Annotated in this window: 8 protein-coding genes and 1 pseudogene; all 9 read right to left on the bottom strand. The window is 61.4% G+C overall.

What is annotated here, in order from left to right; genetic code table 11:
- Positions 1-257, bottom strand: a pseudogene (locus ITX55_RS21130) (hypothetical protein); the annotation flags it as partial.
- On the bottom strand, positions 254-1,612 hold the full coding sequence (gene tssK / locus ITX55_RS21125) for a type VI secretion system baseplate subunit TssK (protein WP_021505816.1): 1,359 nt from the start codon (positions 1,610-1,612) through the stop codon (positions 254-256). The gene tssK and the pseudogene ITX55_RS21130, both read right to left, overlap by 4 nt.
- Before the next feature lies 1 nt (position 1,613).
- The gene (locus ITX55_RS21120) at positions 1,614-2,120 is read right to left on the bottom strand and encodes a type VI secretion lipoprotein TssJ (protein ID WP_033643655.1); all 507 of its coding nucleotides are present in this window, start codon (positions 2,118-2,120) and stop codon (positions 1,614-1,616) included.
- A 9-nt stretch (positions 2,121-2,129) separates the two neighbouring features.
- Positions 2,130-2,495 carry a PAAR-like domain-containing protein gene (locus ITX55_RS21115; RefSeq protein WP_033643656.1) on the bottom strand — a complete coding sequence of 122 codons (366 nt, stop codon included), beginning with the start codon at positions 2,493-2,495 and terminating at the stop codon, positions 2,130-2,132.
- A 6-nt stretch (positions 2,496-2,501) separates the two neighbouring features.
- Positions 2,502-3,116: a DUF3540 domain-containing protein gene (locus tag ITX55_RS21110; protein WP_033643657.1), complete on the bottom strand. Its 615-nt coding sequence runs from the start codon at positions 3,114-3,116 to the stop codon at positions 2,502-2,504.
- Entirely contained in the window at positions 3,109-4,263 is a 1,155-nt protein-coding gene (locus ITX55_RS21105) for a pentapeptide repeat-containing protein (RefSeq protein ID WP_228287357.1), read from the bottom strand. The genes ITX55_RS21110 and ITX55_RS21105 overlap by 8 nt, the downstream gene beginning before the upstream one ends.
- Positions 4,253-6,478 (bottom strand): DUF2169 domain-containing protein, encoded by a 2,226-nt coding sequence (locus ITX55_RS21100; RefSeq protein ID WP_223085357.1) that lies wholly within the window; start codon positions 6,476-6,478, stop codon positions 4,253-4,255. Before ITX55_RS21100 ends, ITX55_RS21105 begins: the two co-directional genes overlap by 11 nt.
- Positions 6,479-6,490: 12 nt before the next feature.
- Positions 6,491-8,752, bottom strand: coding sequence for a type VI secretion system tip protein VgrG (gene vgrG / locus ITX55_RS21095; RefSeq protein ID WP_223085355.1), 2,262 nt, complete (start codon positions 8,750-8,752; stop codon positions 6,491-6,493).
- A 64-nt stretch (positions 8,753-8,816) separates the two neighbouring features.
- Positions 8,817-11,402: a type VI secretion system ATPase TssH gene (gene tssH, locus ITX55_RS21090; RefSeq protein ID WP_033643660.1), complete on the bottom strand. Its 2,586-nt coding sequence runs from the start codon at positions 11,400-11,402 to the stop codon at positions 8,817-8,819.
- Positions 11,403-11,411: the final 9 nt, after the last annotated feature.

Here is an 11,411-nt window from a genome sequence, read left to right as displayed (position 1 = left end):
CGGGCGCTCGCCCGGCGCGGGCGTCGCTGCTTTCCGGCGCAACGCTTTCCGCTTCTAGTAAGGGCTTGGGTTCCGGGGGGCGTCGCCACCCCGGCGCTTCCCGGCCGCAGCTTGGCGGCCAGCGCCCGCGCGCCGAAGGACAGCGCGGCGATCTCCGCCGTCGTTTTGCCCACCGAGCCGGACGCGGGAAGGCGCGGCGTCGCGTTGTTGCGCGTTACCGCCATCGCCTCGCGTATTTTTCTCTCGAATTCGTTCATCCCACCCTCCCTTGCCTTAATCCCCAGACGTCAAAACGCAGGTCGGGGAAATCACCCACGATGCTGAGCGCCATCGCCGAGCCGGCCATCATTTCCTTATAAATCGGGTCGGCATGATCAACCTCGAAATAGATGCTGTTCGGGTAATACGGTATGTGCCGCGGCGGCGAGGCCATCGGCAGCAAGCGAGCGCCCGGTAATTGCAGATCGATCAGCTGAATGATTTTCTCGACCGGCCCCAGTTTGACCTGCGCGGGGAAATACGAGCGCAGATGCTCGATGGACAAACCGCAGCTGACGGCGAACACCAGTTTTTCCAGGCGCAGCTGCGAGTCGTTCGGGCACAGATAAATGCTGTCGCCGCGATCGATAAACGGCAACGCCACCGCCGGCGCTTCGATCACCAGCGACAGCGCGCGGCGAATCGAGGCGAACAGCTGGAAGTAGCAGTTGTGCGGTTCATCGTGCAGATACACCAAATCGGCCCGATCCCAGAGGCGTTCGCCGCCGGGAATGATGCTGAGCCGCCCCAGCAGGCTCAGCAACGTGTCGAACAGGGTTTCAGGATGCACCTGCGGGCTGGCCAGCAGTTGGCTGATGCGCAAATTGAACTCGCTCAAGGTTTGCAGCAGCAGCAGTTCCAGCAGCTCGGAAAGCCCGCCGATCGTCATATGCACGTCCGGGCGGAAAACCGACTCCAGACGCTGGCTGATCAGCCCAAGCAATTCGGTGGTGAAAGCGGGCAGCCAGCCGATGGCGCGGAAATCCAGCATCGGCGGCAAGGCGCGCTCATCCAGCAGCACCCGACGATCGCTGGTCAGCTCGCGCACGAAACCGACCGGCAGCACGCTTTCCGCGCTGCTGACCGCGTCCTCCAGGCTTAGCCGCGTCACCAGGCTGCCCAGTTGCATCGTGCACACGCGCGGGGTCCCCTCCAGGCTGACGCCGTGGTTGCGATCCGGCACCTCGGCGTCCATGGTGCGAAAACGGCTGCTTTTTCGCGCATCCTGGATAAGATCGATCTGGGCGTTGCCGGCGATGTCCATCAGCACGGACAGGCACACCACTTTCCCCTGGCAGCCTTCTCCCAGCACCAGCGGCGGCGGCAGCGGAATATCCTCAGGCATGCTGAACGCCGTGCCGTCGGGGAAAACGCCCTTGGCTTTCTTCAGCGCAAACTTGCCCTGTTCCAATAGCCCGTTGTCGATCTCCAGCGTCAGGAACCCCCAGGTGAAGGTTTCGACGCTGCGCAAGCGCGCTTCAATCAAGTGCTCGAAAAAACGTTCCTGCTGCTGGAAATGCTGCGGTTCCATCAACATGCCTTCTACCCAGGCGACGCGTTGTTTAGGTAACATGTCATTCATCCATTTTGTCGTTAGTCACTATGCTGAGTGACGTCATCCCCACCATCACCTTCATTTGCGAATCAGCCTGCGCAGGGGACTTTTGCTCGGCGAGCGGCAGTACGCCGCTGATTTGCTGAAACTCCGCCCCGACGACGACCCATCGCTCTTGCCCCGCCGGCACCTCGAAGCGATAACGCAACGTCTCCCTCGGTTGCAAAATGCTCTGGTGCCGGCTCAGCGCCCCTTCCGACGGCGCCGTCTCGCGGCAAGGGGCGCCGTCGCCAATTCCCTCAGGCATCCACCCCGAGCGATTGGTTTCTATCACGCACACCTTGACCGGCTGCGCCTCCCCGGCGGCATTCGGGTTCACGTTGTCGTTGGCGGTCACCTCGACGTCGATAAACCGCAACCGACGCCCCGCATCCGCAGCCTCATCGTGAGAAAACCAGCTGCATCCGCCGAGCATCCCCACCGCCAACAGTCCCCCTGTCGCAATCCCCCGGAGCGTTTTCACCATGCTGAACTCCTATGCATTAACGAAACATTTGGTCTGGCTCGGCGCGACCTGAGTGCAGACCATGTTGTTGTTGTTCGTCGTGCTGGAATCACCTAGCCGCGTGACCGGCATGCCGCCGGAGAAATACTTACCCGATCCCTGCACCGGCTGCGCCTGGGCCGAATGCGTCCCCGAGGCAGCGCCGATCACTCCGCCCGAATCGGCGGTGGCCACACGAGTGGTGCCGAGGTTTTGTTCATTGCCGCCGGAAATGAAAATGTTAGGCACGTTCGGTATGCCGGTGTTGTTGGGCGAGGTGTTCGGGCCCGGCGCCGGTATCATCGGGTCGCAGCCGGCAAAGCCGATCCCGCCCATGTTGGTATTGGCTGCAGTCATGGTGGTTTACCCCATATGTATCTGGCCACCGTCGATCTTCAGCACCGCCGAAGACTTCAGGGAACCAATTTCACTGTTGATGACGAGGGATTGCCGCGCATCCTGAATGATGTGCTTGGCCAGCACCTCGTCGGTTTCCTCCACCCGCCGGCTCGCGTGCTTGCTGCGCACAAACAGGCGTTGAGAGATTTGGTGCAGCGTTTCGGCAACCCAACGGCTGCTGCGCGTCAGCAGCGTGAAGTGCGGGCTGCGCAGCGTCAGCCGCTTGCCGCCCTGCAGCTCTATCTCCGGCGCCACGATGCGCAAGTTGGCGCAGCGGCTGTCCAGCGTCATAACGGCGTTCGCCTGTTGCCGCGACAGGATCTCGGTGATGACCAACTTGTCGCCGTCGGCGATGACGCAAACGCGATCGCCCGCCAGCGGCTGAACCAGGCAGCTGGTGGCGACCGCCAGACAATGCGCGCGCATGCCGTCGACATACAGACCGCCGTTGGCGTCGGCCGCCAGCGTCACCACCTTGCGCCCCCCTTGTTCGGGAAGCGGAGCGCTGCGCACCAACTGCAAAGGCGTCACCCTGGCGTTGGCATAGACCTTCTGATGCTCTCTTCTGGATTTATACATATCTGCTTACTCCTGTTGGCCGTTGATACGACGGTTGCCGCGGCCCCGGTTGTTGATGCGCATACCAGGCGTCGATCGCGCTCAAGAACGGATCGGCGGTAAGCGGCACGTTTTCGGCGCGATGACGCTGCGCGCCATGCAGGCGAGCGCTCTGTTGCTGAGCGGCGGTCAACGGCTGTTCGATCAGGTTCGCTTCCCGCAGCTCGGCCTGCTCAAGATTGGCTAACGCCAGATCGCACGCCCTGAATTCCGCTTGCGGCAAGATGGCGCGCCCCCAGTTGGCGCCGCCCATCGCACATTCGCTGAACCGGGCCTTCTGCCCCTGCGCCAGGATCAGCGTCGCGCGCTCGAAATCGCAGCGCAGCGCCTGCGCTTCAGCGAAGATCGCCGAGGTCAGATCGCTGTCGGCGAACGAACACCCCTCCAGCTCGCTACGGTGAAAACTGGCGCCCTGCAGCTGTAGCTGAGCCAAAGTGCAGCCCGACAGGCGGCAGGTGAACCAGATGCGCGCCTGCCCCGCGATCGTCTGCCAGCTGCACGTCTCCAGCCGGCAGCTCCCCATGATGTGGCGCTCGAGGGTCGACGCCTGCCACAGGCACTGCGTGAGTTGGCAGGCGTACCAGTTGGCGTCCTGTATCACGTCCTGGTGAAACATCAGGTTGGTCAGGGTGCTGGACTGCACGGCCAGATGCCCCAGGCTGCTGCGTTCAATTTCCGCGCCGTTGACCTCGCACCGGATCAAACCGCAGTCATCCAGCAGACAATCGCCGACGTAACACCCCTGCAGCGTGGTGTCGTTGCACGCCAAATTGCACAGCAGCCCCTGTTGCAGCGTCAGGTTCTCAAACCGGCATTCGTTGAACGACAGGCGCATCAGGCTGCCGCCGACCACGTTGACCTGCTGCAGGGTGCAGCCCTCAAAGCGCACCGCCCGCAAATCACAGCCTTCAAACGTGACGCGTTCGAAATGACAGTCGATGAAAAAGCAGTCGCTCAGCGTCAACCCTTTCAGCTCGCGATCGTGGAACCGGCGTTTCTTGAAGATCCGCGGCATGGGCGGCGTCTGCGCCACCGCCTGGGCGACCTCCAGTTCGATCGCCTCTCGGTCAGGCAGCGCCTGTTGAATCACGCGGCTTTCAGTTTTCATGCGCATAGTCCCCATGAATGATTCTGCGCGGCACCCAACACGCGCGCTCCAGCAGACAACCGCTGAACCGCGTGCCGGCGTCCTGCCAGGTCATCGCCAGATGCGCCGCCGCCAGATTGCACTGGTCAAATTCCGCATCGCGCAGATCGGCGTTATAAAACAGGCCTTGCTGAGCGCTGCTGTTTTGCCAACGTGAGTGCGTCAACAGGCTGTCTTTAAACCGCACGCCGGCCAGATCGCAGCCGGCGATCGCGCAGGCCGTCAGATCGGCCTCGTCAAAGTTGCATTCAGTGAAAACGCTGTACAGCAGTTGGCACCTCTCCATGCGCGCCGCTTTCAATCCCACTTTGGTGAAACAGCTATCGCTGAACACAGCGTGGGAAAAGTTCGCCTGCATGCCCGCCGTCAGGCTCTCGACGCGGCAGCGTTCGAACCGCACGCCGCGCCAGTTGCCGCCAAGGAACGAGTTTTTGGTGAGCGTCATCTCCAGCGCAACCGCCTCTTCGGCGAGGCAGCGGTTAAACACGCACGCGTCCAGCTCGCCTTGCAGAAACTGCGCACGAATCAGCGTCGCGCCATTAAACATGCCGTTGCCGATCGCCGCGTGTTCAAAGCGGCTCGCGGTGAAATCGCCCCGTTCGAAAACGCAGTTATCCAGCTTCACGTGGTCGGCGCGCAGCCCTTGCCCCTGAGGCTCCGCCAGCGTCACCCGTTCCAAGACCGCCTCTTGCCACACGCTTTCCGCCAGCAACGGCTTTTGCAGCGTGCACGAGATCATGCGGATCTGGCGCAGCGCCGCCTGCGTCAAATTGACCGCATCAAAAACGCAGTTTTCGAAGGTGCAGCCGTCGAGGGAAGCCTGCGAGAAATCGCAGCGCTCAAAGCGGCACTGCAGAAAATGCCGGCCCGACAGCGCCTCGCAGCGCAAACCGGTGAAAGTCTTCCCTTCCACGGTCGCGCTATCGGGGAAAAACGCGTCATTGCCGTCTTCGGCGGGAAGATCCGGCAAATCGGGCAACGTCACGGAAGCGGGCTCCGCCGCCGCTTGTTGCTGGTGCAAGGCGATCGCCTCGCGGATGCGTTGATAGAACACGGCGGAATCGCCCAGAGAGGTGGGCGACGGATCGTAACGCAAATCGCTGGGGTGATCCGACACCGCCTGGATGACGTTCAACCCCATCTCCGCCGGCATCAGATCCGGATCGAACAGAAACTCAAAGGGCGAGGCGTCATCATCGCTGCGCTTGCGGAATACCTGTTGGAAATAGTCGAACGAGCGCGGCGCATCGCAGCGATCCAACGCCAGCATGACGGACTCGATGGACTCGTCCAGCAGATGCGTCAACGGCGCATTGCCGGTGAAGATAAGCAAAGCGATGTCGCTGTCGGGCAGGAACCACAGCGTTTTGCGCTGCAGCTCGATTTCCTCGAGGCTGTCGCTATCGTGACGGCGGATGAACGCCCGTCCGCGCACCGCCGGCAGCTCGCCGCGAATCGCTTCGCTTTGCGCGCCGACGCCCTGCAGCTCGAAGGGCACCCGATCCGGCCACGCCGCTTCCGGCAACCACTGCGCCGGCGGCGCCATCTGGAAATAACGCCGATCGATATTGGCCGGCAGCCCGGGGAATGCCGTCTCGAGATAGGCTTTGCCGGCGATCTGGCCCGCCACCTTATCGATGTGCGCCTTGCGCAGCGCAAACTCGTGCGGCACCGGCGCCGGCGCCGCCAGCGGAGAGCGCTCCTGCGCGGTCCCCTCGGGGGACAGCGTCATCAGCAGCGGCCGCAGCCCGTCATTGCAGCCGCGGCCAAACGGGTTCTCCTTGTTGTCTTTGCCGCCCCAGGCGGAGGTGTGATCCAGCGGCACGCTGAGGAAGGGTTCCACCTCCATCGCGCCGCGCCGTCCCTCGCCCTCGACCCGCCAACGGCGCTTCAGCCCGCCGATGTCGGCGCTGACATTCAGCGTTTTCACCGGCTGACCGATGCCGGCATAGCCGGCGATCAGGTATTCGGCGAACGGCTTCGGCTCGGCAACATCCAATATCGGCAGGCTGAGCGGCACGCGCTTCCACGCCTCCCAGATTTCGGCTTCGTTCACGAAGTGCTCAGGCCGGGACAGGTAGCATCCGGCCACGACGCTGATGCCGAGCCGGCTGTCTGTCCCGATCTGGTAACTTCCTTTAATCGCCACCAATTGCTGTGGCCGTATGATTCTCATTGCCGCGCCTCGTTAGTTTTTGCTTTGCATCCCGACTTTTTTCAAATCGACGCCGGTCTCGGACAGTGACGCGCCGGTATAGCTGATCGACACCCCTGTCGTGCTGGTGCTGCTGCCGGTATTGCTGACGCTGCTGCCGGTATTGCTGACGCTGCTGCCGGTATTGCTGACGCTGCTGCCGGTGGTGCCGACGCTGCTGCCGGTGGTGCTCACGCTGCTGCCGGTGGTGCTGATGCTGCAGCCGGTGGTGCTGGTCGACGATCCGGTGGTGCTGATGCTGCAGCCGGTGGTGCTGGTCGACGATCCGGTGGTGCTGACGCTGACGCCGGTAAAGCTGGTGCTGCTGCCGGTCTGGCTGGTGCTGACCGTGGTGTAGCTGTTGCTTTCGCCGGTCATGCTGTTGCTGATGCTGGTGAAGGAGTTGCTTTCGCCGGTCATCGAGTTTGATACGCCGGTGCAGCTGGTGCTCTGCCCGGTGAACGAGGTGCTCAGCCCGGTGAACGAAGTGCTCACGCCGGTAAATGAGGTGCTCACGCCGGTGAACGAGGTGCTGACGCCGGTAAACGAGGTGCTCACGCCGGTGGCGGTGAGGCTGACGCCGGTCATCGACGCGCTGACGCCTTTAATCGAGGCGTCAAACCCGGTAATGCTGAAGACGTAATCCTTGTAAGAGACGTGGTTGGTGAACCAGTCGGTAAAGGTGCGGCGGATGATGTCGAACTTGTCCATTCCCACCTCGGTGGCCTGGTTGCGCTCCACCGTGGTTTGCAGATCGCGTTCGGCATGCAGCATGACGCGTTCGTTGTTGCGGTTGTCATCGAAGGTCAACTGGCTGGCATGCTGCGGCTTGCCGAAGCGCAGCGAACGCGACACCATGCCCGAGTAGTTGATGTATTCAGGTAACTGATAAGGCGGCGGGTTGTCGCCGTTATACACAATCCCGGTCACCATCGGACGATCGAGATCGCCGTCGACATAGGTCACCAGCACTTCCTGACCGACGCGCGGCATGGCGATCACGCCCCAGCCTTTCCCGGCCCAGGCCTGCACCACGCGGATCCAGCAAGAGCTGTCTTCCTCGGTGGTTTTGTAGCGATCCCAGTGGAAATGCACGCGGATGCGCGCAAATTTGTCGGTATGCACTTCGGAGTTGGGCGCGCCGACCACGGTGGCGCTCTGGATGCCCGGCATCTGCGGCTTTGGCGTTTCGCGCAGCGGGCGGAACGGCACGTCGTCGTTCAACGCATTGAAACGGCAGGTGACGTTGCGGCCGTCGCTGCTGCTGTCCGGGCCGTCTTGCACGAACACATAGTCGCAGCGAGTCAGCTTGAAGCGGCGGTTGCGGTTGGCGTCCGGGTGCAAAATCAAGGAGAAATCCTTGCCGGCCATCAGCCCGACGGCGTTGCTCTCGCCAAACAGCAGATGGCCGTCGCTTTGCATTTCTTCAAGGCGCAGCCGCGCCAGGTTTTCACCGCGTTCGGTATCCACATAACCCGCCGCGTAGTCGTACCACTCCAACGGGGTGTTCTGCAGGCCAAGGCGGCTCTCTTCCACCTTGGTTTGCAGGTTCTTGCGCGGGTTCTGGAAGTCGAAGTCGCGCAGCACGATTTCATTCGGGCGCACTTTGCGTGAACGCTGGATGCGCTGGATCCCTTCGCGGATGGCGCGGTTTTCTTCGCTGTCCGGCATGAACGGCAACACGGCGTAACCGAAATCCAGATCGTCGAAATTCTGCCGGTCGGTGATCACCAGCGTGTGTTTATCCTCGGCGTGATCGAAGTAATACCAGATGCCTTCGTCTTCAAGCAGGCGGCTGATAAACGCGAAATCCGTTTCGGAAAACTGCACGCAATATTCACGCGTCGGATAAGTGCCTTGAATATCCAGACGGTAGTCGGCAAAACCGTAGCGCGAGAAGATTTGCTCGATGATGTCGAGCACGTTCAAATCCTGGAAAATGCGGCTGTTGCGGTTCTGCATCAAAAACCACAGCCAGGTGCTCAGCTCCAGCTTATAAACGAACTTATCCTGATGCTGCCCCGAATCGGAGGCGCCGATCACGTAAGCGTAAAACGGCCGCGCGCCGAAATCCGGCCTTTCTATTTGAATGCTGATCCCTTGACCCAGCAGAGATTCATAATCAACGTCCGCCTGTTCACATTCGAATTCGAGCGTATATTGCGAGTTGCTCGACAACCCTTCTTTGGTGGTGAAGCTGAGTGGAAACGCATTTAATTCGGCTAACACCGGGTTATCAATTTCGATTAAAGGCATAACAACCTCTCTGATCCGATATCGAACCCCGCCCCGCGTTTGCGGGCCGGCGGCAAATTAAAAATCAGTCGAAATAAACACTTAAACTATCGTTCTCGACCATGAGTTGGATATTCTGCAGTTCCTGTCCCGTCCGTTTGCGCTGCAGCACTTCATTGCTGATGGGCGGCAAAATCGCCTGCTGCAGCAGCGACTCGACCGCTCTGCCGCGCGAAGGATGGGCGCTGATGCGTTTGGCTATCCAGCCTGGAATGTCGCCTTCCAGCACCAGCGACACGCCCACTTCTTTGTGCAAACGCTGTTGTAAACGCGAAATCTGTTTGGTGGCGATATGGGTTATCGCTTCGGTAGAAAGCGGCACGTAGGGAATGACGTTCATGCGCGCCAACAGCGCCGCCGGGAAGAAGCGCGCCAGCACGTCGTGCAGCATCGGCCGCAGCGCTTCGGTTTTCAGATCCGGCGTTTCCGCCAGCGTCGCTTCTATTTCGCCGGCGCCGATATTGCTCGTCATTAAAATGAAACACTGGCGGAAGCTGATCATGCGGCCCTCACCGTCTTCCATCACGCCCTTGTCGAAGACTTGATAAAACGCCTCGTGGATATCGGGATGCGCCTTGTCGAATTCGTCGAGCAAGACGATGGAATAAGGTTTGCGGCGCACCGCCTCCGTCAACTTGCCGCCCTTGCCGTAGCCGACATAGCCCGGCGGCGCCCCTTTCAGGGTGGAAACGGTATGCGATTCCTGAAACTCGCTCATATTGAAGACGATCAGGTTATGCGCGCCGCCGTACATCGCCTCCGCCAGCGCAAACGCGGTCTCCGTTTTGCCGACGCCGCTCGGGCCGGACAGCATGAAAACGCCCAATGGCCGATCGTGCGCCTGAATGCCGGCGCGGGAGATGCGCACCGCCTGCGCGATTTCATCGATCGCCGTCTGCTGGCCGAATATCTGGCGGCTCAGCAGTTGGTTGAGATTGAGCGCATTGTCCAGATCGCTTTGCAGCATGCGGCCGGTGGGGATGCCGGTCCAATCCGACAACACCTCCGCCACAACGCGGTCGTCCACCCACGGATACACCAACGGCAGGCCGCCGTCTTGCAAGGCTCCCAGCTCGGAGGCCAACTGCGGCAAGCGCTCCGGCGACTGCCGCTCCGCGTCGAGCAAGGTGGTGACCGCCTGTTGCTCCTGCGCCTGCCGCTGACGCAGCGCATCCAGTTCGCCTTCCATGTCGCTGAGGGTCTGCTGCAATTCAGTGATGCGGGTGAGCGCCAGATCGTCGAATTTGCTTTCCTCCTGCAGGCCGTTCATTTCGGTGCGCTTCACCGCCAACCCGGCCTCGAGCGACTCGATTTTTTCAGGCAGCGCATGCTGGCTCAGCGCCACCCGCGCGCAGGCGGTGTCCAGTAAGCTGATGGCTTTGTCCGGCAGTTGCCGCGAAGGCAGATGGCGCAGCGACAAATGCACCGCCGCCTGCAGCGCCGACTCGCGGATCTTGACGCTGTGGTGCTGCGCAAAATGCGGGGCGATGGCGCGCATCATGTTCACCGCATTCTCTTCGTCGGGTTCAGAAACCAACACGTACTGGAAACGGCGCGTCAGCGCGGCATCCGGCTCGATGAACTGTTTGTATTCCGACCAGGTCGTCGCCGCCACCATGCGCAGCGCCCCCCTGGCCAACATCGGTTTCAACAGGTTGACGGCGTCGCCGGTGCCGGCCTGCCCGCCGGCGCCCACCAGCGTATGCGCCTCGTCGCAAAACAGGATCACCGGCACCGCCGAATGCGCGATGGCGTCGATCAGCGCTTTCAGGCGCGATTCGAATTCGCCCCTCATGCTCGCCCCGGCCTGCATGCGCCCCAGATCCAAAGACAGCAACCGGGCGCCCTGCAGCAGCGGCGGCACCTGCCCCTGGGCTATCTTGCAGGCCAGCGCTTCCGCCACCGCCGTTTTGCCGACCCCGGCTTCACCCACCAAAATCGGGTTGTTCTGCCGGCGACGCAGCAAGATGTCGATCACCTGGCGCAGCTCCGCTTCGCGGCCAATCACCGGGTCGATTTCACCGTCGCGCGCCTGCCGGGTCAGATCGGCGCACCATTTATCGAGAATATCGACCGTCTCGGACGCCTCCGGCGCATCGCCGTGGGCGCTGTAGACCTCTTCTTCCTCTTCCTCATGCTCGACGGACTCCGCCAGAATCGCCGGATAATCGTCGAACAGCTGCGGGATCGGCAGTTTTTTGAACTCGTCGCTCAGCCGGTACAGGCTGCGCTGCAACGTGGGATCCTGCAGAATGCCGACCAGGATATGAATGGTGCGCACCCCGCCGGACGGCGTTTCGGCGAGCTGGCTCATCAGCAGCCCTCTTTCCACCACCGTTTCCAGTTGCGTCGACAGATCCACCACCGCATTCGTCCGGTTAGGCAAGGTATGAAGAATGCGATCCAACGCATCGCTGATGCGCTGACTGTTGATGGCGTAGTGCGCCAGGATCATCGGCAAGTCGCCGCGTTCCTTGTCCACCAGGACTTTCAGCCAGTGTTCCAGCTCCACGTATTCGTGCCTGAAGGTTCGGCACAGCTTGGTCGCTTCGACGAACGACTGATAGGCAAAGTGGCCCAATCGCGAAAAAAGACGTTCTCGTTGATACACCTTAAATTT

Source organism: Serratia sp. EWG9 (assembly GCF_019913725.1).
Lineage (GTDB): Bacteria > Pseudomonadota > Gammaproteobacteria > Enterobacterales > Enterobacteriaceae > Serratia > Serratia ureilytica.
Note: the sequence above shows the minus strand (reverse complement) of the source record. Positions and strands in the feature narration are given on the sequence as shown.

What these genes read in the sequence shown, in the direction of transcription:
- tssK (WP_021505816.1), bottom strand. Translation starts at nt 1,612, where the DNA reads ATGTTACCTAAACAACGCGTCGCCTGGGTAGAAGGCATGTTGATGGAA.
- ITX55_RS21120 (WP_033643655.1), bottom strand. Translation starts at nt 2,120, where the DNA reads ATGGTGAAAACGCTCCGGGGGATTGCGACAGGGGGACTGTTGGCGGTG.
- ITX55_RS21115 (WP_033643656.1), bottom strand. Translation starts at nt 2,495, where the DNA reads ATGACTGCAGCCAATACCAACATGGGCGGGATCGGCTTTGCCGGCTGC.
- ITX55_RS21110 (WP_033643657.1), bottom strand. Translation starts at nt 3,116, where the DNA reads ATGTATAAATCCAGAAGAGAGCATCAGAAGGTCTATGCCAACGCCAGG.
- ITX55_RS21105 (WP_228287357.1), bottom strand. Translation starts at nt 4,263, where the DNA reads ATGAAAACTGAAAGCCGCGTGATTCAACAGGCGCTGCCTGACCGAGAG.
- ITX55_RS21100 (WP_223085357.1), bottom strand. Translation starts at nt 6,478, where the DNA reads ATGAGAATCATACGGCCACAGCAATTGGTGGCGATTAAAGGAAGTTAC.
- vgrG (WP_223085355.1), bottom strand. Translation starts at nt 8,752, where the DNA reads ATGCCTTTAATCGAAATTGATAACCCGGTGTTAGCCGAATTAAATGCG.